Raw genomic sequence first — 24,937 nt, 5'->3', positions numbered from 1 at the left:
TCCGCCTTCGGCATCACGGTCGGTTCGATGGCTGCCACGGCCGGTCAGGCGCGAGGCGGAGTCTCAGGGTCTGCGCCCGAGTCCTTGACCGACGTGGGTTCGGCGACGGTCGAGTCGGCGCGAGACGCATCGTCGTCCTTCATCGCCTTCATCTCACCCTTGAAGACGCGGGCGGACTGGCCCATGCTCTTCGCCAGAGCCGGCAGCTTGGCGGCACCGAACAGAAGGAGGATCACGGCGAGCACGATGAGGAGGTGCCAGCCTTGCATTCCAGCGAACATGTCAGGATTCCCGTCGTCGATGAGCGTTCGGTTCAGTCTACAGATCTCTGAGATATATCGGGTCGGCGATACAGCGCGAGTCCCGACGCGGCCCAATCCTTGGTCGCGGATCGGGCGATCCCCGGCTCCAGCACCTCCATCGCGCCGCCGAATCGCCCGGCGAGCCGCTTGACGCCACGAGGATCGGCGAGGTGCAGCGTGGTGGTCACCGCGCCGTCGACCACATCGGGCTGCCCGGTGGGAACGAAGCCGCTCAACAGGGGCGCGAGCCGCTCCGGCACGCGCACGGTGACTTCGCGCTCGTCGTCGAGACCGGCGAACGCCTCAGGGACGTGTTCGCCGCCGTGGGCGATCGGAATCTCGGTGAGGGTCGGCGCGCTGACGCGGTCGAGGTGGAACGTCCGCATCGCCTGCCGCATGTGGCACCAGCCCTGCAGGTACCACTGGCCGTTGGTGATGAGGATCTGCATCGGATCGACCGTTCTGGTCGTCGGCGCGGCATCCGGGGCCTGATAGGTGAAGGCGATCGCGACGCCGTCGTGCAGGCCTCGCGCGACCGCTTCACGGACCTCGTCGACGGCGCTCGGGGCGACGACGACCTCGGCGGGCGCGTCGGCTGCGCCGCGGGACAGCTTGGAGATGAGGCCGGCGACGAGGCCCGAGTCGGAGACCGCCGGCACTGCTGCGACCATCTGCAGTCCGGCGAGCAACGCTGCCGCCTCTCGCGCGGTGAAGCGTGGGACTCGACGCAGGGCCACGTCGTTCGTGATCTCGATGACGTCTTCGAGGTCGAGCAGGTCCCAGTTGATGTCGAACATCTCCTGCGGCTGCTGCCAGTAGCCGGACTCCCCGGGGAGCCCGATCACGGTCAGCTTCTCGACCATCCCGCGCATCTCCTGCGGCGTCACGCCGAACTCCTCAGCAGCCTCGGCCAGAGAAACCTGACCGTGCTCGAGCAGGTACGGCACGAGAGTGAGGTAGAGACGGACACGATCGGCCGCGAGGAGCGGCTTGGACTTCGCACTCATGATGCCTCCGCCCGATCTGTGTGCGCGTCGACGACCGCCCGGAGCCGGTCGATGACCGCGTCGCGCAGCGCGGCCGGTTCGACCACCCGGACCTCCGGTCCGTAGGAGGCGAGCTCGTCGGCGAAGATGTGCAGGTCCACGAATGGCACATGGATCCCCTGCGGCGCAGCTGTCGCACGTCGTCCGAGCCGCAGCGCAGCTTCGGTGCCGGGCGTCACTTCCAGCAGTGCGGAGTTCGCAGCAGCGACTCGCTCCAGACCGGCAAGGGCCCGCTCCCCCGCTCCGTCTCGGAGCGCGGAGTCGAAGGTCGTCGTGCTCACCTCGACGGCGCCCACGATCCGGCTGAGCAGGAACGTGCGGTCCTCCTCGACATCCACATCGATGCCGAACACATGCCATCGGGCCTCGTAGTCGACCAGCGCCAACGGGCGGATCCTTCGTCGCCGTGGTGCGTCCTCGCCCGGCTTCAAGTAGTCGAAGGTGACGACGCGACTCCTCTCGATCGCGTCCTGGAGAGGTGCGAAAGCGGCGTCGCGGGCGGTGATCCGCGGAGCGAATCCGATGATCGGCTCGTCGCCATCGATCCCCAGCGCACGGATCTTCCGAACCCCCGACTGCGCGTCGCCCGAGACGGACTCCGCACTCCACACGCTGCCCGCGAGCCGCAACACCGCGAGTTCGGCGGCGGAGAACTCGATGTCGCTGGGCAAGTCGTATTCCGCCTGCGGAATACGGTAACGAGCTTCTCTGAGGTCATTCGGATCGGCGGCATCCCCGATCGTCTCGATCGGCACGCCGAGGGTGCGCAGCTCGTCCTTGTCGCGCTCGAACATCTTCTCGAGCGCGTCGGATCGGGTGCCCGCGTCCGCCCGCTGCCGATACCCCGAGACGTTGTCGAGAATCTGCTGCTTGGTCAGCCCGATCTCCGTGGCCATCAGCGCCACGACGAGATTCGTCAGGCGCTCCTCCGCGGGGATCCGGCTGGCCATCACTGCGTCGGCGCCGTGACTGCGCCCAGGATGTCGACCACGTAGGCGACGGCAGGGCCGCCGTCACCGGCGGGAGTCACGACGAGGATCTGCGAGCCCACGGTCTTGCCGACGAGAGCCTCCGCAACGGTCGGAGCCGAGGTCGAGAGATCGCCCGTCGGTCCCTGGCCCCAGGTGCTGTTGATGACCTTCTTGTCGTCCCAGCCCACGGCCATCACGTTCAGAAGGGGGATCTGGCCCGCTTCGACCTCTTCACCATCACCCTTGATGAGGGTCTGCACCACCTGCTCCGTCGGTGCAGCGCTGTCGGGAATGATGACCCCGGGCGTGCCATCGGGGGCGCGCACCACCGTCGGCATACCCTTCGCATCGTTGAACTGGAGGGAACCCTCGGCGCGGGAGAGGAAGACATCGACCACGTCGATGACGAACACCGCGTTGTCGTCGGCCTCGAGACCGAAGCCCTGGAGGTTGTTGGCGCCGAAGTCTTCCGGGGTGAGGGCCGCGATGATCCGGGACCCCGCGGTCGCGCACGAGAACACCGACTCGAGTCCGGGCGACTGCGTCGCCCAGTAATCGGCCGTGGAGACCTGCCCCTTGGACTCGTCGTAGGAAGTCGCGTAGACCTGCTTGCCGGTCTCACCGCTGAAGATCGAGAGCTCCACCACGAGTGCCTGCGAGTTGTCGAGGATCTTCCGACCATCGCCCACCGTCGCGTCGGCGAACGCCGTCTTCGTGAGGTGCAGCGGGCTGAAGACGCTGACATCCGGAGTCGACCCTACGTCGCCCTCGACGGTCACCGCGTCGCGGATATCGGTCGACCCGGCCCCGCGATCGCAGGCGGCGTCGCTCTCGGGCGCCACGGCGGTGCAGCCGGTCAGAGCGAGGACGGCAAGGCTGAGGGAGGCCAGAACGGCGGACGTTTTACGCACGCGCTCCAGTCTATTCCGTCGCGTGCCCGGAATCGCGCGAGGCCGCAGCAAGGCGCGCCCCTTCGGCGGCCTTCTCGGCCTCTCTCGCGCGCTTGCGCAGGTTCTTGTCGCTGATCTCGCGATCGCCGACGGCTCCGGGGGTCCACGCCTCGACATCCTCGTCGCCGTAGCTGCTCTTGGAGGCACGCCGCTTGACCGAAGGCGCGATGGCCCCGGGCGCGAGCCGCCGCGCCGTCAGCAGGAACCCGGTGTGCGCGACCATGCGGTGGTCGGGGCGCACGGCGAGCCCCTCGACATGCCAGCCCCGGACCATCGTCTCGGAGGCATCGGGATCGGTGAAGAGTCCGGTACCGCGGATGTACTCCGCCACGCGGGAGAGCTGCGTCGCGGTGGCCACGTAGCAGAGGACCACGCCGCCGGGGGTGAGCGCATCGGCGACAGCGTCCATGCACTCCCAGGGAGCGAGCATGTCCAGCACCACACGATCGACGGTGCCCGCCTGCACCTCGCTCGGGAGCGATTCGACGAGGTCGCCCACGACGACGCGCCAGGTGTCGGGGTGCTCGCCGAAGAACGTCTCGACGTTGCCGCGAGCCACATCGGCGAAGTCCTCGCGTCGCTCGAACGAGATCAGGTTGCCCGCCGGGCCGACGGCCCGCAGGAGGGAGAGGGAGAGCGCGCCGGAGCCGACTCCGGCCTCGACCACTGTCGCCCCGGGGAAGATGTCGGCCTGCATCACGATCTGCGCCGCGTCCTTCGGATACACGATCGCCGCGCCCCGCGGCATCGACATCGCGAAGTCCCTCAGCAGCGGGCGGAGAGCCAGGTAGTCGTGGCCGGAGCTGTTGGCCACGACGGAGCCGTCGGGAAGGCCGATCAGGTCACGATGGCGCAGCACGCCCTGGTGCGTGTGCAGTTCTCCGTCTTCGCGAAGCGTCACCGTGTGCAGGCGGCCCTTGGGGCCGGTCAGCTGCACGCGATCGCCCGGACGGAACGGACCACTCGGCCTCGGAACGCGGCTATCGGTCATCAGGATGCTCCCGTCGCGACGTTGATGCTGTCGAAGAGGTCGGTGAGGTCACCGGCGTTCCTGCCGGCGAGGGTCGGCCACAGCTCGTGGGCGCCCAGATGGTCGAGCGGCACGATGTGCGGAACGGCGAGAGTCAGCGCGCCCGACGCGAGGCCGGCGCGGACGCCCGTCGGCGAATCCTCGATGACGATGACGTCGGCGATGTCGACGTCGAGGAGTGCCGCCGCCTGCAGATAGGGCTCCGGATGCGGCTTCGGGTTGTCGACATCATCCCCGGCGACGACGATGTCGAACGCGTCGAACTCGATCAGATCGACGACGCTCAGCGCCATCCTCCGCAGCGACATCGTGACGAGACCCGTCGGGATGCCGGCCTCTCGGAGGTTTCGGAGGAGTTCGCGGGCGCCTGGCCGGAACGGGACGCCCTGGCTGCGGAGCGATTCCTGAACGGCATCGGTGAGGTGGTCGACGATCGCCTCCGCTTCCATCGCGACACCGGCGCCCTGCAGGATCACCGCGCTGTCGAGCAATCCGCTTCCGACGAGCTGCAGCGCATCCTCGTGGCTCCACGATCCGCCGAAGGATTCGACCAGTGCCGTCTCGGCCGCCATCCAATACGGTTCGGTGTCGACGAGTGTTCCATCCATGTCCCACAGGACCGCGCTGGGCTTTCTGCTCACTGAACCCATGCTAGCCGGGGTGCCGCCCGCATCCCGCCGTCGCGGACTAGCCTGGAGGGATATCGTCCACGATCTCGAAGGGAGCCCTCGATGGATGTTCTCGGTCAGCGCATCGTCATCGCCGCCTTCGACGGCTGGAACGATGCGGGTGAAGCGGCGAGCGGCGCAATCGAGGCGCTGCGGGCGTCGTCGGAGTACGACCTCGTGCATTCCGTCGATCCCGAACTCTTCTTCGACTACCAGTACACGCGCCCGTCGAGTCGGATGGATGCCGAGGGCCGCCGTCAGCTGACGTGGCCGGAAGCGGGCCTCTGGCGCCCGCGCGACCCGGGGCCAGGACCCGAGTTCTGGCTGCTCACGGGCGCCGAACCCGCCCGCACCTGGCAGGCGTTCGCCTCGGAGTTCATCGACGTGGCTCTGCGCGATGACATCACCGGACTCGTCACCCTCGGCGCGATGCTCTCGGACGTCCCGCACACGCGGCCGATCTCGATCTTCGCCTCCAGCCAGAACGAGCAGGTGCGGGAAGCACACGACCTCGAGCGCTCGCTCTACGAGGGGCCCGTCGGCATCCTGTCCGTGATCGAGCACTTCGCCGAGAACGCAGGGATCCCCACCGCCAGCCTGTGGGCCAGCGTGCCGCACTACGTCGCGTCCGCCACGCCATCGCCGAAGGTGACTCTCGCACTGCTCGACCGGCTCGAGGAACTGACCGGCGCCGACGTGGACCGCCAGACGCTGCGCACAGAGGCCGCCACCTGGGAGGCTTCGATCGACGCGGCCGCGTCGGAAGACGAAGACATGGCCGAGTACATCCGTCAGCTCGAGCGCACGCGCGACACGTGGGATTCCCCCGAGGCGTCGGGCGATGCGATCGCGCAGGCGTTCGAACGGTATCTCCGCCGCCGCGACGACGGCCCGGGAGATCGCAAACGCTGAGCCGGGTCAGGCCGCGATCACACCGGTGCCGAGCAGGACCAGGAGCACCGTGCCGAGCAGGATCCGGTAGATGACGAACGGCAGGAAGCTGCGCTTCGAGATCCAGTTCATGAAGAACGCGATGACGCCGAGCGCCACGACGAACGCGATGCCGGTCGCTGCGAGAGTGTCGCCGAACGAGAAGAACGACGGCTCGTCCCAGCTCTTGAAGACCTGGTAGAAGCCGCTGCCGAACACGGCGGGGATCGCGAGCAGGAAGGCGTAGCGCGCAGCAGCGGCGCGCTCATAGCCGAGGAACAGACCCATCGTGATCGTGCCGCCGGATCGGGAGACCCCGGGAATCAACGCCAGCGCCTGCGCGAAACCGAAGGCGACGCCGTGCGGATAGGTCAGATCGTCGAGCTTGCGGCGCTTCGCCCCCACGTAGTCGGCGACACCGAGCAGGATGCCGAAGACGATGAGCATGATCGCGACGATCCACATCGAGCGGAGCACGGTCTCGATCTGGTCCTGGAAGAGCAGCCCGAGCACCACGATCGGGATGCTGCCGATGATGATCATCCAGCCCATCCGCGCATCGGGGTCGTTGCGGGGGGCTTTGCCGACGAGCGAGCGGAACCACTGGCCGATGATGCGCACGATGTCACGCCAGAAGAAGACGACCACCGCCGCCTCGGTGCCGATCTGCGTGATCGCGGTGAATGCCGCCCCGGGGTCTTCTCCCGACGGGAGGAACGTTCCGAGGATGCGCAGGTGGGCGCTGGAGGAGATGGGGAGGAACTCGGTGAGTCCCTGGACGACGCCCAGGATCAGTGCTTCGAGCAGGTGCATGAAGAGGCTTTCGGTGTTGTGAGGGCACGGAGCGGGCGGCGCTCAGTACGTGCGCAGCAGATCGGCCAGCACGCGCTGGCCGAAGACAAGCGATTCTACGGGGACGCGCTCATCTACTCCGTGGAACATTCCTGTGAAGTCCAGTTCGGCGGGGAGCTTCAACGGGGCGAACCCGTAGCCGGTGATGCCCAGGAAGGCCAGCGCTTTGTTGTCTGTGCCGGCGCCCAGCAGGTACGGGATCACGGGAACCCCGGGGTCGTGACGGCCGATGCTGGCGACCATCGCTTCCACGAGCTCACCCTCGAACGGCGTTTCCATCCCGATGTCGCGGACGACCGTCTCGATGACGATCTCATCGCCCACGATCTGCTGGAGCTCGGCCAGGACATCGTCTTCGGTGCCCGGGATGACCCGCACGTCGATGAGCGCCTCGGCACGCTCTGGGATCACGTTGTGCTTGTAGCCGGCGGTGAGGGCGGTGGGGTTCGTCGTCGTTCGGAACGAGGACCGCAGGAAGGCCTCGGCGGGCCCCGCGGCGGCGGCGAGGGCATCGGGATCGTCCGCGCTGCGCCCGCTGAGCGCGCTCAGGCCCTCCAACAGTGCCGTGGTCGTCGGCGTGAGACGGATCGGCCAGCGCGTGCGTCCGATCGCTGCGACGGCCTCTGAGAGCTTCGTCACGGCATTGTCGTCGTGCAGGCGGCTGCCGTGACCCGCACGCCCCTTCGCCACCAGGCGGATCCAGATCAGCGCCTTCTCGCCGACCTGCAGCAGGTAAGCGCGCCGGTCATCCACGGTGATCGAGTAACCTCCGACCTCGCTGATCGCGGCTGTGGCCCCCGCGAACCACTCCGGGCGATTCTGCACGACGAGCGCCGAACCCTCGACACCGCCGTTCTCCTCATCGGCGAAGAACGCCAGGATCAGGTCACGCTCCGGCTGCTCGCCCGCCCGGAGGATCTCCGCGACGGAGGTGAGGATCATCGCGTTCATGTTCTTCATGTCCACGGCGCCGCGCCCCCACAGCATCCCGTCCTGGACGACACCGGCGAACGGGTCGACGCTCCAGTCGTCCGCCATCGCCGGCACGACGTCGAGGTGTCCGTGCACGACGAGTGCCGGTTTGCTCCGATCACGGCCCGGAACACGAGCCATCACGTTGGTGCGGCGCTCGATCGGCTCGTAGTACTCGACCTCCAGTCCGAGCCTCTCGAGGTAGGCGCCCACGTACTCCGCGGCCTCGCGCTCGCCCTTCGCATTCCCTCCACCGAAGTTGGATGTGTCGAAGCGGATGAGGTCGCTCGCGATGCGCACGACCTCGGGAAGAGAGGGATCGGTCATGTGCTCAAGGCTATCGAAACGGCGAGCCACGCCCGGGCGTACCGCTCGGTTCGAGAGGCCGCGGGGAACGTGGTAATGTCATTCTTCGGTCGGCAACGATCATCCAAAACCTGCGCGGGTGGCGGAATGGTAGACGCGCTACGTTGAGGTCGTAGTGCCCGTAAGGGCGTGGGGGTTCAAGTCCCCCTCCGCGCACAAGAAGAAGAAGGCCCCGGATCCATGGATCCGGGGCCTTCTTCGCTGCATGGGGCAACCCCACGGGGCCGGATCGTCGGCCGGCCCCGTGGTGTGCGCTCCAGACTCAGACCGCGCCGACGCCGAAGACCAGGCCCAGGACGTAGGTGATCGCTGCGGCACCGAAACCGATCGCGAGTTGGCGGAGAGCTCGGCGCAGAGGCGGGCCGCCCGAGAGCACGCCGACCATCGCCCCGGTGCTCAACAGTGCGATGCCGACCAGGACCAGGGCGACGATGATCGCCGTGGCGCCCTGGAGGCCGAAGATCCAGGGCAGGACCGGGATGACCGCTCCAGAGGCGAACAGAAGAAAGCTCGAGATCGCCGCTGTCCAGTCGCTTCCGACGATCTCGTGATCGTCTCCGGCCTGGATGTTCACAGGGCCGGTCGCCGCACGACTGACGCCCGCCTGCGCTGCCGAGACGATGCGTCGCGCGCGCGACAGCGATTCCTCCTGGTCCATGCCGCGCGCCCGGTACACGAGCGCGAGTTCGTTCTCGTCGATGTCGAGGTCACCGGCTGCGGCATGAGCGTCCTCATTCGCCTCCGTCGCGGCCAGCAGCTCACGCTGCGAACGCACCGACACGAACTCCCCGGCCCCCATCGACAGCGCGCCGGCCAACAGCCCTGCGATCCCGCTGAAGAGGACGAATCCGGAACTGACCCCGGTCGCACCGATGCCGAGCACCAGCGCGAGGTTGCTCACGAGACCGTCGTTGGCACCGAAGACCGCGGCGCGGAAGGACCCGGAGAGGCGTCTCCGCCCGCGCGCCGCGAGTCCGCGGACGACCTCGTAGTGCACCTTCTCGTCGGCACGCATCGCCGGGGTCGCGTACTGCTCGGAGTCGTAGGGCGAACGCGCCTCGGCGCTCTGCGCGAGCGCGAGCACGAAGATGGACCCGAAGCGGCCCGCCATCCACCCGAGCAGCCGGGAGCGGACGCCGGCACGCGGCAGCCGTGCAGGCTCCGTGCCCAGAAGGTCGAGCCAGTGCTGCTCATGGCGGCGCTCGGCATCGGCGAGCCTCAGGAGGATATCCCGCTCCTCCCCCGTGCGGCGTGCCGCGAGCTTCTGATAGACCGCGCCCTCGGCGCGCTCCTCCACGAGATAGCGAGCCCAGCGCCGGCGATCGGCGGGGGTCGGGTCGGCAGCAGCGGGCGCTGTCATGGATCCTCCAGGTGTACGGTGCCCGATGCGCGGGCAACCGTTCAACGCTAGCCGCGGCGGCTCGACGAGACCTCGCTCAGACGCGGATTGACAGCATTTCGGGGATCCGAAGCACCGCCGACGAGCGGGACCGCGAACGATCGCTCAGGAGCGTACGCGCTTACGCAGGACCTCGATACGCGACTGCAGCTGCGTCACGGTCGCCTGCGCCACAGCCGGTCCCCCGCAGATGCGCCGGAGCTCTGCGTGTACGGCGCCATGCGGCTCACCCTTCTGCCGGGCATAGAGGCCGACCAGACTGTTCAGGAGCTGCCGCTGCTCCTTGAGCGTGCGGTGCAGGGGCGGAGGAAGCGTCGTCGTCTCGGTCGGCCCGGTGGAGGCTTCGCGCGCCTCTCGCAGCCGGGACTGTCGCGACTGGCGCTGCATGAGCAGCTCGTGCACGTGCTCGGGCTCGAGGAGGCCCGGAAAACCGATGAACTCCTCCTCTTCGGGGGTTCCGGGCTCGGCCAGTTGCCCGAACTCCTGGCCCTCGAAGACGACGCGGTCGAAGTGCGCGACCGAGGAGAGTGCCTGATAGCTGAACTCCTGCGTCAGCGCATCCGAGGTCTCCTCTTCGCGGTTGGCGCTCTCGAGCAGGGAGTCGTCGAGTCCGTCCTCTTCCTTCGACTGCCGGTCGAGCGCATGGTCGCGCTGCTTGTCCATCTCGTTCGCCAGGCCCATGAGCACGGGGACCTGAGGCAGGAACACGCTGGCGGCCTCGCCCCGACGACGGGCCCGCACGAATCGACCGATCGCCTGTGCGAAGAAGAGCGGGGTCGACGACGATGTCGCGTAGACGCCGACGGCGAGACGCGGCACGTCGACCCCCTCGGACACCATGCGGACCGCGACCATCCACCGGGAGTCGTTCGCGCTGAACTTCTCGATGCGCTCCGAGGCGGTCGCGTCGTCGGAGAGCACGATCGTCGGCTGCTGCCCCGTGATGCTGTGCAGGATCTTCGCGTACGCGCGCGCAACGGTCTGATCGGTGGCGAGCACGAGGCCGCCGGCATCCGGAACGTGGTGGCGGATCTCGGTCAGACGGCGATCGGCGGCCGACAGCACGGCCGGCATCCACTCGCCTTCGGGATCGAGCGCGGTGCGCCAGGCCTGCGACGTCACGTCTTTCGTGTTGTCCTGACCCAGGTGCGTCTCGAGTTCGTCGCCGGTGGTGGTGCGCCAGCGCATCTTGCCCGCGTACATGTGGAAGAGCACGGGGCGAACGACCCCGTCGGCGAGGGCACGACCGTAGCCGTAGTTGTAGTCGGTGCGCGAGACGCGAGCACCGGATTCGTCGGGGTGGTACTCGACGAACGGGATCGGGGCCGTGTCGCTGCGGAACGGCGTTCCGGAGAGCAGCAGTCGGCGTTTCGCGGGGCCATAGGCGTCGCGGATGGCGTCGCCCCAGCTCAGCGCGTCCCCACCGTGATGGACCTCATCGAGAACCACGAGTGTCTTGGCGTCTTCCGTCAGATGCCGATGCACCGACGACTTCGCGGCGACCTGCGCGTAGGTGACGACGGCACCGTGATAGTGACGTGCGGGCGCCCAGTCGCTGTTGCGGAATCGCGGGTCGAGCCGGATGTGCACGCGCGCCGCAGCATCCGCCCACTGCGTCTTGAGGTGCTCGGTCGGCGCCACCACGATGATGCGGTTCACTTCGCCGATGCGCATGAGCTCCACGGCGAGGGTGAGGGCGAAGGTGGTCTTGCCTGCGCCGGGTGTCGCAGCGACGAGGAAGTCCCGCTGATCGGCTTCGAAGTACTGTTCCAGCGCCTCCTGTTGCCAGGCGCGCAGCTTGCTTGCGGTTCCCCAAGGGGCACGCTGGGGAAAGGACGGAGAGAGCATCGACTCCACGATAATCGGTGCTGCGGACACTGTCGCACGTACGGCGCTTCTCGCGCGTGCCCCTCCCCCGGGACCCCACCTGCGGGTAGGCTCGATCACTGCGCTGCGGCCATCGCCGCCTCGCAGACGTTCGCGAAGGAGAGCTGGATGACCGACCAGGATTCGACTCGGACCCCGTACATCCCCAACGAGACCGCCCACCCGTGGCGACGTTTCGTCGCCGTCGGAGACTCGTTCACGGAGGGCATCGGAGACCCGGATCCGGCGCACCCGGGCAGCCACCGCGGCTGGGCCGATCGGGTCGCGGAGGTGCTCGCCGCCCAGGTCGACGACTTCGCCTACGCCAACCTCGCCGTCCGCGGCAAGCTCATCGCGCAGATCGTCGCCGATCAGATCGAACCGGCCGTCGAACTGCGTCCCGACCTCGTCTCGATCTGCGCCGGCGGAAACGATGTGATCCGCCCGGGCACCGACCCCGACGCCATCGCGAGTCAGCTGGAGGATGCCGTGGCGCGCCTGTCATCGACCGGAGCGGCCGTCCTCCTGTTCACCGGCATCGACACGGGTTTCACGCCGGTGTTCCGTGCCTTCCGCGGGAAGGTCGCGATCTACAACGAGAACATCCGCGCGATCGCCGAGCGCCACGACTGCATCGTCGCGGACCAGTGGGCCCTGAAGGTCGTCCAGGACATGCGGTTCTTCGACGACGACCGGCTGCACTACAACGCGCTCGGCCACCACGAGGTCGCGCGCATGGTGCTCCGTGCACTGAACGTGCCGAACGACCTCGAGGCCATGCAACCGGAGCCCTACCCGCTGCGGACCTGGCGCGAGGCGCGGAGCGAGGACCTCGGGTGGGCGCGCGAGCACCTGATGCCCTGGGTTCTGCGTCGGCTGCGCCACCAGTCGTCGGGCGACAACGTGGCCGCGAAGCGTCCCGAGCCCTCCCCTGTCATCTTCCCGGAGCGCGACTGACCACGGGTCAGACCTTCACCGCCCACAACGCGACGGCGGCGGCGGAGGCGACGTTGAGGGAGTCGACACCGCCGGACATCGGAATCGTGACGATCGTGTCGGCGCGGTCCATCACCGTGCGGGAGAGTCCGTCGCCCTCCGAGCCCATGACGAGTGCGACGCGCTCGGGGCGGTCGGCCACATAGGCATCGAGTGACACGGCGTCGTCGCGCAGAGCCAGCGCCGCGATGTCGAAGCGCGCGGCATGGAGGTCTGCGACGGCCTCATCCCAGTCGGTGATGCGGGTCCATGGCACCTGGAACACGGTTCCCATGCTGACTCGAACGCTGCGCCGGTAGAGCGGGTCGGCGCCGCCCGGCGACACCAGCACGGCATCCGCGCCGAGGCCCGCCGCCGCACGGAACGCGGCACCGACGTTGGTGTGATCGCCGATGTTCTCGAGGATCAGCACCACGGAGGCGCCCTCGATCACTTGTCGAACCGTCGGCAGCTCCGGCCGATGCATCGACGCGATCGTGCCGCGGTGCACGGCGAAACCCGTCACCGCCTCGGCCACATCATCGGGGACGACGTACACCGGGACCTCGAATTCGCCGACGATCCCGCGGATGTCGTCCACACGGCGCTCCTGCACCAGCACGGAACGCGGACGGTGCCCGGCTGCCACCGCACGGGCGATGACCTTCGTCGACTCCGCGATGTACAGCCCGCCCGCCGGTTCCCGGACTGTGCGCAGCGCCGTGTCGGTGAGCCCGCGATAGTCATCGAGGCGCGGATCGTCGGCTTCGGTCACAGGCACCAGTCGCATGCATCCACTCTGCCATTGCTCGCACCTGCCTCAACGACGACCACGCCCTGCAAGGGGCTGCGCGGGGGCCCGGTCCCACCCCCACGCCGTAGACTGCTCGAGGAGGTCCTGTGAGCGTCTCGAACACCGCCGAGCTGTCGGCCACCATCGCCCACGCCGCCGAGCTGCTGCGCGACAGGCGCATCGCCCTCTTGACCGGCGCCGGCATCTCCACCGATTCGGGGATACCCGCCTACCGCGGCGAAGGTGCCAGAACCCGCAGCGACCCGATGACGATCCAGACTTACCTCGGCGACGAGGCGGCACGACGACGCTACTGGGTCGGCGGCCACCTCGGCTGGCGCGCGTTCGCGCGGGCCGAACCCAACGCGGGACACCTCGCGCTCGCGCAGCTCGAGGCCGCCGGAAAGGTGTCGGGCGTCATCACCCAGAACGTCGACGGGCTTCATCTGCGGGCCGGGAGCTCGCACGTGATCGAAGTGCACGGCACGATGCGTCGCGTGTTCTGCCTGCAGTGCGGGCAGGTCTTCGACCGCCGCGACATCGCAGTGCAGATCGAGGAGCGGAACCCCTGGATCACCATCCCGGAGAACGTGGCACTCGCCCCGGACGGCGACGTCCTCCCCGAATCCACCGAAGGGTTCATCGTGCCCGAGTGCACCGTGTGCGGCGGCATGCTGAAACCCGACGTCGTCTTCTTCGGCGAGTACGTCCCCCTGGACCGATTCCGTGCGGCGGAATCGCTGCTGCGCTCCAGCTCCGCCCTCATCGTTGCCGGCTCCTCCCTCGTCGTGAACTCCGGCGTGCGCCTGGTCGAGCGCGCCAGACGCCGCAACATCCCTCTGATCATCGTCAACCGCGAGCCGACGCGTGCGGACCCCTGGGCCGATGTCACCATCGCCGCAGGCACCAGCGACGTGCTCCCCGCACTCCAGGAACTGCTCTCGTGACCCACCTCACCCTCATCCGCCACGGCCAGACCGATTGGAACCTCGCTCGACGAATCCAGGGATCGACCGACATCCCGCTGAACGAGACCGGGCGAGAAGACGCGCGAAGGGCAGCAGAGCGCCTTGCCTCGAGCACGCACCACGCCGTCTACACCAGCCCGCTGCTGCGCGCCAAGGAGACGGCGGAGATCATCGCCGGCAGACTCGGGCTCGAAGTCGTCGGCGTGGTCCCTGACATCCGGGAACGCGAGTTCGGTGACGGCGAGGGCATGCTCGTCGAGGACTACATCTCCACATACGGCGACTGGCACGCCGAGGTCCCGGGTGCGGAGTCGCTGGAGCAGGTCGGCGAACGTGCCATCACGGCGCTCCACGCGATCGCCCGTGAAGCACGACGCCGCTCGGCCCCACAGGCGGAATCGGTGCTCGTGGTGGCGCACGGTGGCGTGATCCGAGCTGTGATCGATCATGTCTCGGGCGGTACGCTTCCCCGCGACGGTGAGGTCCTGCGCAACGGGTCCGCGCACCGCTTCGTGGCGGCACCCGGATACCTGCGACTCCTCGAAGAGTCACAGGTCGTCTGATCAGCTGACTCTCGAGACGACCGATCGCGCGTGCCGGAGCACGGGTTCGTCGATCATTCGTCCCTCGAAACGGAACACGCCGCGCTCCGTCGCCGCAGCCCCGAGCACCGCGCGTGCCCAAGCCACCGTGTCGTCGTCCGGACGATAGGCGGCCCGGATCGGCGCCACCTGGTTCGGATGGATGCAGGCCGTGGCATGGAACCCCGATGCGACGGCGTCCATCGCCTCGCGCTGGAGCCCCTCGGCGTCATCGATGTCGATGTGCACGGCATCGATGGCCGCCTTGCCCTGAGCGCCGGACTCGAGGAGGACACGAGCGCGGGCATAGCGGGCGATATCCCGATAGCCGCCTTCCGCATTCCTCGACGAAGTTCCGCCGAGGGAGGCCGCGAGGTCCTCCGCGCCCCACATCATCGCGGTCACCCGGGGGTGCGCGGCGATCCGATCGGCGGCATGGATGCCGCGCGCGGTCTCGCACAGCGCGATCAGCGAGTACCGCTCATCGAACGCATCGAGGCTCTCGGCACTCTCCGTCTTCGCCACCATCACCGTGCGGAAGTCCGTCGCGGCGAGTGCGTCGAGATCGGCCGTGAACGCTTCGGTTCCCGGTGCGTTCACGCGCACGACGACCCGTGCGGCATCGATGTCCGCGTCGATCACGTTGCGGCGTGCCGCAGCCTTCTCCTCCGGCAGGACGGCATCTTCGAGATCGAGGATGATCGCGTCCGCCCGTTCCAGCGCCTTCCGGAAGCGCTCCGGTCGGTCCGCAGGGCAGAACAGAAGCGCCGGCCCGAGATCGAAAGTCACTTCGCGAGTCCTTCCGGGAGGCAGTGGACGAGAACGGACCGCACCGCTGTCGCCACGACGGTGCCGTCCTGATTGCGTCCGGTGTGGGCGATCTTGACGATGCCCTGGCCGGGGCGTGAGGACGACATCCGCTTTTCGACGATGACGCTCTCGGTATAGAGCGTGTCACCGGCGAAGAGCGGGTGCGGGAAGACGATGTCGCCGAACCCGAGCTGCGCGACGAGCGTGCCCTGGGTCAGTTGCGCGACCGAGGCGCCGACCATCGTCGACAGCGTCCACATCGAGTTCATGAGTCGCGCGCGGAACGGATCCTGCGCATCCGCGAATGCCGCGTCGAGGTGCAGCGCCTGCGTGTTCATCGTGAGCGTGGTGAAGAGCACGTTGTCGGCTTCTGTCGCCGTGCGCCCCGGTCGGTGCAGATAACGGGCATCGACGACGAACTCCTCGTAGTACAGCCCCCTCTGGAGGATGTCATGCGTGGTCATATCGCCACGCTACCCGGCGAGTCCGAGTCCGCGGGCGATGACCAGCAGCTGCACCTCGGTCGTGCCCTCGCCGATCTCGAGGATCTTCGAATCGCGATAGTGGCGGGCGACCGGGAACTCGTTCATGAACCCGTTTCCGCCGAAGATCTGGGTGGCATCCCTGGCGTTGTCCATCGCGGCCTCCCCACCGACGAGCTTGGCGATCGCCGCCGCCTCCGCGAACGGCTTCCCGACATCCCGCAGCCGCGCCGCGTGATGCCAGGCGAGCCGCGCGGTGTGCACCCGCGCCCGCATGCGGGCCAGGGTGAACTGCGCGTTCTGGCGCGTGCTCAGCGCAGCGCCGAAGATCGTCCGGCTCTTCGCGTACTCGACGGCGGCCTCCAGGCAGCCCTCGGCCGCGCCGGTGGAGAGTGCGGCGATCGCGATACGGCCCTCGTCGAGGATGCTGAGGAAACTGCGGAAGCCGCTCCCCCGCTCCCCCAGCAGGTTCGATGCCGGAACCCGCGCTCCGTCGAAGGTCAGCGGGTGGGTGTCCGACGCATTCCACCCGACCTTGTCGTACGGAGCTTCGACTGTGAACCCGGGTGTGCCGTTCGGGACGATGATCGTGGAGATCTCCTTGCGACCGTTCTCGTTCCCGGTCACCGCGGTGACCGTGACGAAGCGGGTGATCGGGGTTCCCGAGTTGGTGATGAACTGCTTGGAGCCGTCGATGACCCACTCATCGCCCTCCAGACGCGCGGTGGTCCTGGTCGCCCCCGCGTCGCTGCCGGCTTCCGGCTCGGTGAGGCCGAAGCCCGCCAGCGCTTGCCCCGCCAGCAGATCGGGAAGCAGCTCCTGGCGCTGCTCCTCGGTACCGAAACGGTAGATCGGCATGGCGCCGAGGCTCACTCCGGCCTCGAGCGTGATCGCGATCGACTGGTCCACCCGCCCCAGCGCCTCGATCGCAATGCCGAGCGCCATGTAGTCGCCGCCCTGACCGCCGTACTCCTCGGGGAACGGCAGGCCGAACAGGCCGAGATCACCCATCTGCGAGACGACGTCCATCGACAGCGTGTGCGTGCGGTCGGCCTCGTACGATTGCGGCGCGACCACCGTGTCGGCGAACTCGCGCACCATCGACGCGAGCTCGCGCTCCTCCTCGGTCAGGTCTTCCATGTTCAGCTCTCCTCCGTCGTCACGCGGGCGACCGGTTGGTCACGCCGTACCTGGTCTCCCACTGCAACCAGCAGATGCACCACGCCATCGCACGGTGCCAGCACCTGGTGCTCCATCTTCATCGCCTCGATCGCGACGAGCGGGTCGCCGGCCGCGACCGGATCCCCGTCCGCGACCAGCACGGCGACGACGCTGCCCGGCATGGGCGCGCGTCCCTCGGGTTCGGTCGTCGCCGACCCCGCCTCGTGAGCGGCGAGCCGCCGCCGCATCCGCTGCCGCCGGTCGATGGGGCGGAGTCGGACGGTGCGGCCCTCCTCGGAGACCCACACCGCCCCGTCGGCGTCCACTGCGGCACGCAGGGGATGCCGGGCAGTCGCGCCGGGAGCCGATTGCGCCTCCACCATCTCGTCGTCGTCCGTGAGTGCGACGAAGTCTCCTGGAGCCGCGTTCTCGGCCCCGAGCCGCCAGCCCGGAAGCTCGCGCCACAGATCGCTCGTGCGTCTCGGCTCGCTCGGCACCTCGACGGCATCGGCCGCAGCCGCGAGCTGTGCCGGTGAGGGGCGTACGACGGCGAGCGGCAGCAGCGTTTCGATGAGGCCCGTGTCGAGGTCGCCCGCGACGACCCGGGGGTCGCAGCAGAGCGTGCGGAGGAAGGCGATGTTCGTCTCGACGCCCAGAACCACCGTGCGGGCGAGAGCCTCGTCGAGCCGGGCGAGTGCGGTTTCACGATCATCAGCGAAGGCGATCACCTTCGCGATCATCGGGTCGTAGAACCCGGTCACCTCGCTCCCCGTCTCGACGGCGGAATCCACGCGCACGCCGGGCGGCGGATCGAACAGGAGGATCGTGCCCGTCGAGGGCAGGAAGCCGCGTTCGGGTGACTCGGCGTACACGCGCGCTTCGACCGCGTGCCCCCGCAGTCGCGGCGTGACGTCCACGGGGAGCCCCGCGGCCACGCGCAGCTGCAGCGCGACCAGATCGAGCCCGGTGACCTCCTCTGTGACGGGATGCTCCACCTGAAGGCGTGTGTTCATCTCGATGAAGAAGACCTCGTCGGGCGCATCGGCGTCGATGAGGAACTCCACGGTGCCGGCGCCGACGTACTCGACGCTCTCGGCGGCGAGCACCGCGGCGGACAGCAGGCGCTCGCGGGTATGCGCGGGGATCCCCGCGGACGGTGCCTCCTCGATGACCTTCTGATGACGACGCTGCAGGGTGCACTCGCGCTCGCCGAGGGCGACGACCGTCCCGTGCGCATCGCCGAACACCTGCACCTCGATGTGACGGGGGCGGCGGATGAGCCGCTCGAGGATCAGGGAATCATCCCCGAACGCGGATGCCGCGACCCGACGCGCCGACGCGAGTGCGGCCCGGAGACCCGAGGCGTCCGCGACGACCTCCATGCCCTTTCCGCCACCGCCGGCGCTCGGCTTGACGAGGAGCGGGTACCCCACCCGATCAGCCTCCTCGGCGATCTCGAGATCGGACAGCCCTTTGGCGTCGAAGCCGGGGACGACGGGAACCCCGTAGCGCAGCACATGCTCACGAGCACGCGCCTTGTCCCCCATGATCTGCAGGGCGTCGACGGACGGACCGATGAAGACGATGCCGCTCTCGGCGCAGGCCTCGGCGAGACCGACGCTCTCGGACAGGAACCCGTATCCGGGGTGGATCGCCTGCGCGCCCGCGGCCCGGGCGGCGGCGATCACGGCATCGATGTCCAGGTACGACTCGACCGCAGGAGCGGGACCGATCCGCACCGCGACATCCGCCTCGCGCACGTGGGGAGCGGATACGTCCGCATCGCTGTATACGGCGACGCTGCGGATTCCGAGGGTGCGCAGCGTGCGGATGACGCGACGCGCGATCTCGCCGCGATTCGCGACGAGGACGGTCTGGAAGGAAACGGTCGGTGACGACATGGCACTCACATCCGGAAGACGCCGAAGCGCGGTTCGGGCAGCGGACTGCGGGCGACGACGTCGAGCGCCAGCCCCAGCAGATCGCGGGTCTGCGCGGGGTCGACGATGCCGTCGTCCCACAGCCGTGCTGTGGCGTAGTAAGGCTCGCCCTGGTGCTCGTACTGCTCGCGGATCGGCGCTTCGAACTCGCCTCGCTCCTCGGCGCTCCACGACTCGCCGCGTGCGGACAGCTGGTCCTCCTTCACCGTGGCGAGCACGGATGCGGCTTGCGCGCCGCCCATCACGGAGATGCGACTCGCGGGCCAGGTCCACAGGAACCGCGGCGAGTAGGCGCGCCCGCACATGGAGTAGTTTCCTGCTCCGAAGGAGCCGCCGATAATGACCGTCAGCTTGGGCACCCTCGTCGTCGCGACCGCGGTGACCATCTTGGCCCCGTCCTTCGCGATCCCGCCCGCTTCGGCGTCCGACCCCACCATGAAGCCGGTGATGTTCTGCAGGAACAGCAGGGGGATGCCGCGCTGATCGCACAGCTCGATGAAATGCGCGCCCTTGAGCGCGGATTCGCTGAACAGGACCCCGTTGTTCGCGACGATGCCGACGGGATGCCCGTGCAGGCGGGCGAACCCCGTGACCAGGGTCGCGCCGTACTCCGGTTTGAACTCGAAGAACGTGTCGCCGTCGACGAGACGCGAGATGACCTCGTGCACGTCGTATGACGCGTTCACGTCGACCGGAACCGCATCGTAGAGCGACGTCGTCTCGGAGGGCGGTCGCGTCCTCGCGACCTCCCACGCCGGGGCCGCCGGCGGCGGAAGTGTGGCGACGATGTCGCGCAGGATCTCGAGCGCGTGCTCATCGTCCTCCGCGAGATGGTCGACCACACCGCTCCGCCGTGCATGCAGCTCTCCGCCGCCCAGCTCTTCGGCGGTCACGATCTCGCCGATCGCCGCCTTCACCAGGGGCGGCCCGCCGAGGAAGATGGTTCCCTGGCCGCGCACGATGACCGTCTCGTCGCTCATGGCCGGCACGTACGCGCCACCCGCGGTGCAGGAGCCGAGAACTGCGGCCAGCTGCGGGATCTTCTCGGCCGACATCCGCGCCTGGTTGAAGAAGATCCGTCCGAAGTGGTCGCGGTCGGGGAACACCTCGTCCTGTTTCGGAAGGAAGGCGCCGCCTGAATCGACCAGGTAGAGGCACGGCAGCCGGTTCTCGAGCGCGATCTCCTGTGCGCGCAGGTGCTTCTTGACCGTGAGCGGAAAGTACGTGCCGCCCTTCACCGTCGCGTCGTTGCAGATCACCATGACGTGGCGGCCGTGGACGAGTCCGATGCCGGCGATGACTCCGGCTCCCGGAGCGTCTCCCCCGTACAGGCCGTCGGCGGCCAACGGAGCGATCTCGACGAACGGGCTGCCCTCGTCGAGCACTCGTGCGACCCGGTCTCGCGGCAACAACTTTCCGCGGGCCACATGGCGTTCGCGCGACGCGGTGGGGCCGCCTCGCGCGGCGGTCGTGAGACGCTCGCGCAGCTCGTGCGCGAGGGACTCCTGCGTTGCGGGCATCGTGATGTCCTCCTCGACTCACGTCCGCGCGGGCGATGCCCTGGCGCGGTGCAGGCATTTTCGGTTAGTGTGCACTAACCCGTTGCTTCAGGTTAGCGAGGATTAACTGAGATGACAAGCCCGGTCACCGCCCGAGACCGCGCCAAGGCCGAACGGTCCGATGCGATCCTGCACGCCGCCGCCCGGCTCTTCGCCGCGCGCGGATACAGCGGTGTGAGCCTGGAAGACATCGGTGCCGCCGTCGGCGTGTCCGGACCGGCCGTCTACCGACACTTCGCCGGCAAGCAGGCATTGCTGGGCGCCGTCCTGGTCGAAGTGAGCGAGCACCTGGTCAGCGGCGGGCGGCAGGTGGTGGAGAACACCCCGACTCCGGACGAGCGGATGCGCGGACTGATCGACTTCCACGTCGACTTCGCCCTCGGGAACGCCGAGGTGATCCAGGTGCAGGACCGCGACGTCGCCCACCTGTCCGAAGCGGATCGGGCCGCCGTCCGCCGCCTGCAACGTGCCTACATCGAGCTGTGGGTGGACACCCTGTCTCCCCTGCACACGGCGGGCGAGAGCGGGGCGGATCAGGAAGAGCTGCGCCTTCGCGTCCAGGCCTGCTTCGGCCTCATCAACTCCACGCCGCACAGCACACGCGCGGCGGCACGACGGCACTCCGCCACCGCGACCGTGCTGGCCGCGATGGCGGAAGCCGCGTTGCGCGCGACTACCTGAGCAGCATCGCCCGACCGGGCTCCTCGAGGATGTCCGCGACATCCTTGAGGAAGCGCGCACCTTCTGCGCCGTCGACGAGCCGGTGGTCGAACGAGAGGCTGAGCGTCATGACCTGCCGGAGGGCGATCTCTCCTCGGAACTCCCACGGCTGACGACGCACGGCACCGACCGCGAGGATGCCGGACTGTCCCGGCGGCAGGATCGGGGTGCCGGCATCGACACCGAACACGCCGATGTTCGAGATCGAGAAGGTACCTCCGGCGAGCTCGGCCGGCGAGGTCTTCCCCGAGCGCGCGACCTCGGCGAGATTCCTCACGGCGTCCGCCAGCTCGATCAGTGCCAACTGCTCCGCGTCGCGGATCATCGGGACGATGAGCCCACGATCCGTCGCGGCCGCGATCCCGAGGTCGACGTAGTGATGCTGGACGATCTCGCCGGCGGCCTCATCCCAGCGGGAGTTGAGTCCCGGAGTGCGACCGAGCCCGAGACACACCGCCTTCGCCACGACCGCGAGCGGCCCGATCCGATGCTCGCTGAGCGAACGATCGTCCCGCAGGCTCGCCAGCAGATCCATGGTCGCCGTCACGTCCACTGTGTGGAAGACCGTCACGTGAGGAGCCGTGAAAGCGCTCTGCACCATCGCCGCGGCCGTGTGCTTGCGCACACCGCGGATCGGTATGCGGGTCTCGCGCACCCCGTCGCCGTGAGTCGAGAAGCGCGGTGGGGCCGCCGGGGCCACTGCGCGCGCGTCATCTGATTCCGCGCCACGAGCGCCGACCCTCTCGGCGTACGCGTCGACATCGGCGCGCGTGGTGAGTCGGTCGCCGACCTCTGCCGCCACCAGGACGAGGTCGATCCCCAGACGCTTCGCATGCGCGCGGACGGGAGGCGTGGAGCGCGGTCGCTCCACCACGGACTCGACCGCGGCCGACGGGGTGGCGTCGTGCGGCGCGGCCACGAGCACGGCTGTGTCGACCTTCGCCGGAGTCGCTCCGGCACGGCGCGCGCGTCGGGCGGGCCGACCGGCCGAGGTGGGGGCAGCCCCGTATCCCACGAGGTTCGGCTGGGCCTTCTCAGCAGCCTCCGGGATCGGCGCGGGTGTGGTCTCCTCATCACCGACGACCTCGAAGTCGATCAGCGCAGCCCCCACGGCGACGGTCTCGCCGGCTTCCGCGTGCAGAGTCGCCACGGTGCCTTCGTACGGCGACGGCAGTTCGACCACCGCTTTGGCGGTCTCCACCTCGGCCAGGGTCTGATTGAGGGCGACCGAGTCCCCCGGGGCGACCAGCCATTGCACGACCTCAGCCTCCGCCAGCCCCTCTCCGAGGTCGGGAAGTCGGAACTCCGCGATCATGCCTCTGCTCCCGTCAGACTGTTCGGCCGATCCAGCACCCGATCGACGGCGTCAAGCAGCCGGTCGAGATCCGGAAGGTGATACTTCTCGAGCTTCGCCGGCGGATAGGGCACATCGTGGCCGGTGACCCGCAGTGGCGCGGACTCGAGATACTCGAAGCAGCGCTCCGTGATGCTCGCGATCACCTCGGCCGCGACGCCGGCCTCGCGAGATGCCTCGTGAGCGACGACGACCCGTCCGGTCTTGCGGACCGATGCGGCGACCGAGTCGTAGTCGACGGGCGAGAGCGACCGCAGATCGATGACCTCCAGGGATACGCCCTCGTCTTCGGCGGCCTCCGCGGCCTGCAATGCGGTGGAGACCATCGCGCCGTACGTGATCAACGTCGCGTCCGTCCCTGTTCGCACCACACGCGCCAGGCCCATCGGCGGCGCATCCGCGAGGGGCGCCTCGAGATCGACCTCTCCCTTGTGGTGGTACAGCCGCTTCGGCTCGAAGAAGACCACGGGATCATCGGAGGCGATCGCCTGACGCAGGCTGCGGTAGGCGTCTTCGGGATTCGACACCGCGATCACGCGGATGCCCGCCGTGTGCACGAAGTACGCCTCGGGCGATTCCGAGTGATGCTCGGCAGCGCCGATGCCGCCTGCCCAGGGAATCCGAATCGTGATCGGCATCTTGACGCGCCCCTGCGTCCGGTAATGGAGCTTCGCCACCTGAGCGACGATCTGGTCGAAGGCGGGGTAGACGAAGCCGTCGAACTGGATCTCGACGACCGGACGATAGCCGCGGAAGGCGAGGCCCACAGCTGTGCCGACGATGCCGGACTCGGCGAGCGGGGTGTCGATCACCCTGGCCGCGCCGAACTCATCGAGAAGTCCGTCGGTGATGCGGAAGACACCGCCCAGCTTGCCGATGTCCTCGCCGAGGAGGACCACCTTGTCATCGTCGCGCATCGCTTGCCGGAGACCCGCACCGAGCGCCTTTCCGAGAGTGAGCTCGGTCATGTTCACGCCTCGCTCTCGAAGGAGGCGAGGTACGCCGCATACTCGTCGCGCTGACGCTCGAGACCGGTGTGAGGTTCGGCGTAGACGCCGTCGAAGACCGCGAGCGGCGGACGGGTGACCATTCCGAGGCACGCAGCCCGCATCTCCTTCGCGACCGCGTCCGCGGCGGCCTGTGTCTCGGCCACGTGCTCGTCCGTGAGCTCGCCGCTCGCCCGCAGGTGTGTCTCCAGCCGTGCGATCGGGTCGCGGCGACGCCAGGACTCGAGCTCCTCCGCGTCGCGGTACCGCGTCGGATCGTCGGCCGTCGTGTGCGGTCCCATGCGATAGGTCACCGCTTCGATGTACGCGGGCCCCTTGCCGGAGCGTGCGTGCTGCAGCGCCCATCGCATGGCGGCCATGCAGGCGAGCACGTCGTTGCCGTCCACACGGAGGCTCGGAATACCGAAACCCGGAGCCCGGCCCGCGATCGGGTACTGCGACTGCACGGCGACCGGCTCGGAGATCGCCCAATGGTTGTTCTGGCACACGAAGACCACGGGCGCCTGGTACGACGCCGCGAAGATCATCGCCTCGTTGACGTCGCCCTGACTGGTCGCTCCGTCACCGAAATACGTCACCGCGACCTCGTCGGCACCGTCGCGCTGAATGCCGAGCGCGTACCCCACCGCATGCAGCGTCTGTGCGCCGATGATGATCTGCAGAGGGGCGACCCCCAGCGCCGCGGGGTCGTAGGCGGCACCCTCTTCTCCGCGCCACATGCGCACGTAGTCGCCCGGCTGAGCGCCGCGGGCGTAGATGACGCCGGTCTCGCGGTAGCTGGGGAACACGTAGTCCTCGGGAGCGAGTGCCCGTGCCGTACCGATCTGCGTCGCCTCCTGACCCTGACATGGCGCCCAGAGTCCCAGCTGGCCCTGCCGCTGAAGTGCGACACCCTCGGCATCGATACGACGGAGGATGATCATGTCGCGGAGCAGGGAGCGCAGTTGCGCGGCATCGACGTCCGCGACCAGAGGGTCCAGACGGGGGTTCGGGACGCGGTGTCCGTCCGGGTCCAGTATCCGCTCCGAGAGCTCGAGATCCTGGGCGGTGTCTGCGATGGGGGTGATCTGCGGTGACATCGTCGTCCTCCTCGTCGGCGGCCCTCGTGAGGCTCCGCGCGCTGATGCCGGCGTCATCACCGACATGCTCTGAGGGTACGTCTGCTGAACACCTCGCTCAAGCATTCTCGTGGTGCTTGAGCATGTTGCTCAATTTGACGCGAAGGCCCCCTGCTA

General features: G+C 68.6%; 24 protein-coding genes and 1 tRNA gene. 6 read left to right on the top strand and 19 right to left on the bottom strand.

What is annotated here, in order from left to right; all coding sequences use genetic code 11:
• Positions 1-44: 44 nt before the first annotated feature.
• Genes tatA through DW298_RS18345 form a run of 6 tightly spaced genes read right to left on the bottom strand, consistent with a single transcriptional unit; the run spans position 45 to position 4,940 of the window.
• Positions 45-281, bottom strand: coding sequence for a Sec-independent protein translocase subunit TatA (tatA, locus tag DW298_RS18370; protein WP_136043906.1), 237 nt, complete (start codon positions 279-281; stop codon positions 45-47).
• Between the two features lie 32 nt (positions 282-313).
• Positions 314-1,309: a WYL domain-containing protein gene (locus DW298_RS18365; RefSeq protein WP_136043905.1), complete on the bottom strand. Its 996-nt coding sequence runs from the start codon at positions 1,307-1,309 to the stop codon at positions 314-316.
• Positions 1,306-2,298, bottom strand: a complete 993-nt coding sequence (locus DW298_RS18360) for a WYL domain-containing protein (protein WP_136043904.1) — start codon at positions 2,296-2,298, stop codon at positions 1,306-1,308. Before DW298_RS18360 ends, DW298_RS18365 begins: the two co-directional genes overlap by 4 nt.
• Positions 2,298-3,230: a hypothetical protein gene (locus DW298_RS18355; protein WP_136043903.1), complete on the bottom strand. Its 933-nt coding sequence runs from the start codon at positions 3,228-3,230 to the stop codon at positions 2,298-2,300. Before DW298_RS18355 ends, DW298_RS18360 begins: the two co-directional genes overlap by 1 nt.
• A gap of 10 nt (positions 3,231-3,240) precedes the next feature.
• Positions 3,241-4,260, bottom strand: coding sequence for a tRNA (adenine-N1)-methyltransferase (locus DW298_RS18350; protein WP_136043902.1), 1,020 nt, complete (start codon positions 4,258-4,260; stop codon positions 3,241-3,243).
• Positions 4,260-4,940: an HAD family phosphatase gene (locus tag DW298_RS18345; protein WP_275087550.1), complete on the bottom strand. Its 681-nt coding sequence runs from the start codon at positions 4,938-4,940 to the stop codon at positions 4,260-4,262. Before DW298_RS18345 ends, DW298_RS18350 begins: the two co-directional genes overlap by 1 nt.
• 90 nt (positions 4,941-5,030) lie before the next feature.
• On the opposite strand from DW298_RS18345, the gene DW298_RS18340 reads away from it, so the two are divergent.
• Positions 5,031-5,879: a PAC2 family protein gene (locus DW298_RS18340; RefSeq protein ID WP_136043901.1), complete on the top strand. Its 849-nt coding sequence runs from the start codon at positions 5,031-5,033 to the stop codon at positions 5,877-5,879.
• A gap of 6 nt (positions 5,880-5,885) precedes the next feature.
• Here DW298_RS18340 and DW298_RS18335 read toward each other — a convergent pair whose 3' ends face one another.
• Both DW298_RS18335 and DW298_RS18330 read right to left on the bottom strand, forming a co-directional pair.
• The gene (locus DW298_RS18335) at positions 5,886-6,710 is read right to left on the bottom strand and encodes an undecaprenyl-diphosphate phosphatase (protein ID WP_136043900.1); all 825 of its coding nucleotides are present in this window, start codon (positions 6,708-6,710) and stop codon (positions 5,886-5,888) included.
• Between the two features lie 42 nt (positions 6,711-6,752).
• Positions 6,753-8,048, bottom strand: a complete 1,296-nt coding sequence (locus tag DW298_RS18330; RefSeq protein ID WP_136043899.1) for a M20/M25/M40 family metallo-hydrolase — start codon at positions 8,046-8,048, stop codon at positions 6,753-6,755.
• 112 nt (positions 8,049-8,160) lie between these two features.
• Between DW298_RS18330 and DW298_RS18325 the strand changes: the two genes are divergently transcribed.
• Positions 8,161-8,243: transfer RNA gene (locus DW298_RS18325), tRNA-Leu, on the top strand.
• A gap of 106 nt (positions 8,244-8,349) precedes the next feature.
• On the opposite strand, the gene DW298_RS18320 is transcribed toward DW298_RS18325, so the two are convergent.
• Complete coding sequence (locus DW298_RS18320; protein ID WP_136043898.1) at positions 8,350-9,447, bottom strand: VIT1/CCC1 family protein; 1,098 nt, start codon at positions 9,445-9,447, stop codon at positions 8,350-8,352.
• 144 nt (positions 9,448-9,591) lie between these two features.
• On the bottom strand, positions 9,592-11,334 hold the full coding sequence (locus DW298_RS18315; protein WP_136043897.1) for a DEAD/DEAH box helicase: 1,743 nt from the start codon (positions 11,332-11,334) through the stop codon (positions 9,592-9,594).
• 147 nt (positions 11,335-11,481) lie between these two features.
• On the opposite strand from DW298_RS18315, the gene DW298_RS18310 reads away from it, so the two are divergent.
• The gene (locus tag DW298_RS18310) at positions 11,482-12,309 is read left to right on the top strand and encodes an SGNH/GDSL hydrolase family protein (protein ID WP_136043896.1); all 828 of its coding nucleotides are present in this window, start codon (positions 11,482-11,484) and stop codon (positions 12,307-12,309) included.
• Positions 12,310-12,316: 7 nt separating this feature from the next.
• On the opposite strand, the gene DW298_RS18305 is transcribed toward DW298_RS18310, so the two are convergent.
• Positions 12,317-13,117, bottom strand: a complete 801-nt coding sequence (locus DW298_RS18305; protein WP_136043895.1) for an RNA methyltransferase — start codon at positions 13,115-13,117, stop codon at positions 12,317-12,319.
• Positions 13,118-13,227: 110 nt separating this feature from the next.
• Between DW298_RS18305 and DW298_RS18300 the strand changes: the two genes are divergently transcribed.
• Both DW298_RS18300 and DW298_RS18295 read left to right on the top strand, forming a co-directional pair.
• Positions 13,228-14,067, top strand: a complete 840-nt coding sequence (locus DW298_RS18300) for a Sir2 family NAD-dependent protein deacetylase (RefSeq protein ID WP_136043894.1) — start codon at positions 13,228-13,230, stop codon at positions 14,065-14,067.
• Complete coding sequence (locus tag DW298_RS18295; protein WP_136043893.1) at positions 14,064-14,651, top strand: histidine phosphatase family protein; 588 nt, start codon at positions 14,064-14,066, stop codon at positions 14,649-14,651. Before DW298_RS18300 ends, DW298_RS18295 begins: the two co-directional genes overlap by 4 nt.
• On the opposite strand, the gene DW298_RS18290 is transcribed toward DW298_RS18295, so the two are convergent.
• The 5 genes from DW298_RS18290 to DW298_RS18270 are packed head-to-tail and all read right to left on the bottom strand — an operon-like array spanning position 14,652 to position 20,582.
• Positions 14,652-15,458 (bottom strand): CoA ester lyase, encoded by an 807-nt coding sequence (locus DW298_RS18290; protein ID WP_136043892.1) that lies wholly within the window; start codon positions 15,456-15,458, stop codon positions 14,652-14,654.
• A complete protein-coding gene (locus DW298_RS18285; protein ID WP_136043891.1) occupies positions 15,455-15,943 on the bottom strand; it encodes a MaoC family dehydratase in 489 nt (162 codons plus the stop codon). The genes DW298_RS18290 and DW298_RS18285 overlap by 4 nt, the downstream gene beginning before the upstream one ends.
• A 9-nt stretch (positions 15,944-15,952) precedes the next feature.
• A complete protein-coding gene (locus DW298_RS18280) occupies positions 15,953-17,101 on the bottom strand; it encodes an acyl-CoA dehydrogenase family protein (RefSeq protein ID WP_136043890.1) in 1,149 nt (382 codons plus the stop codon).
• A gap of 2 nt (positions 17,102-17,103) precedes the next feature.
• Complete coding sequence (locus DW298_RS18275) at positions 17,104-19,023, bottom strand: biotin carboxylase N-terminal domain-containing protein (protein WP_136043889.1); 1,920 nt, start codon at positions 19,021-19,023, stop codon at positions 17,104-17,106.
• Between the two features lie 5 nt (positions 19,024-19,028).
• The gene (locus DW298_RS18270; protein ID WP_136043888.1) at positions 19,029-20,582 is read right to left on the bottom strand and encodes a carboxyl transferase domain-containing protein; all 1,554 of its coding nucleotides are present in this window, start codon (positions 20,580-20,582) and stop codon (positions 19,029-19,031) included.
• Positions 20,583-20,693: 111 nt separating this feature from the next.
• Between DW298_RS18270 and DW298_RS18265 the strand changes: the two genes are divergently transcribed.
• On the top strand, positions 20,694-21,302 hold the full coding sequence (locus DW298_RS18265) for a TetR/AcrR family transcriptional regulator (protein WP_136043887.1): 609 nt from the start codon (positions 20,694-20,696) through the stop codon (positions 21,300-21,302).
• Here the strand turns inward: DW298_RS18265 and DW298_RS18260 are convergent.
• Genes DW298_RS18260 through pdhA form a run of 3 tightly spaced genes read right to left on the bottom strand, consistent with a single transcriptional unit; the run spans position 21,295 to position 24,781 of the window.
• Complete coding sequence (locus DW298_RS18260) at positions 21,295-22,656, bottom strand: dihydrolipoamide acetyltransferase family protein (RefSeq protein WP_136043886.1); 1,362 nt, start codon at positions 22,654-22,656, stop codon at positions 21,295-21,297. The genes DW298_RS18265 and DW298_RS18260 overlap by 8 nt on opposite strands.
• Positions 22,653-23,663, bottom strand: a complete 1,011-nt coding sequence (locus tag DW298_RS18255; RefSeq protein ID WP_136043885.1) for an alpha-ketoacid dehydrogenase subunit beta — start codon at positions 23,661-23,663, stop codon at positions 22,653-22,655. Before DW298_RS18255 ends, DW298_RS18260 begins: the two co-directional genes overlap by 4 nt.
• A gap of 2 nt (positions 23,664-23,665) precedes the next feature.
• Positions 23,666-24,781 (bottom strand): pyruvate dehydrogenase (acetyl-transferring) E1 component subunit alpha, encoded by a 1,116-nt coding sequence (gene pdhA / locus DW298_RS18250; protein ID WP_136043884.1) that lies wholly within the window; start codon positions 24,779-24,781, stop codon positions 23,666-23,668.
• Positions 24,782-24,937: the final 156 nt, after the last annotated feature.

This window comes from Microbacterium sp. A20 (assembly GCF_004794515.1).
Lineage (GTDB): Bacteria > Actinomycetota > Actinomycetes > Actinomycetales > Microbacteriaceae > Microbacterium.
This window is presented reverse-complemented; position numbering and strand designations above follow the sequence as displayed.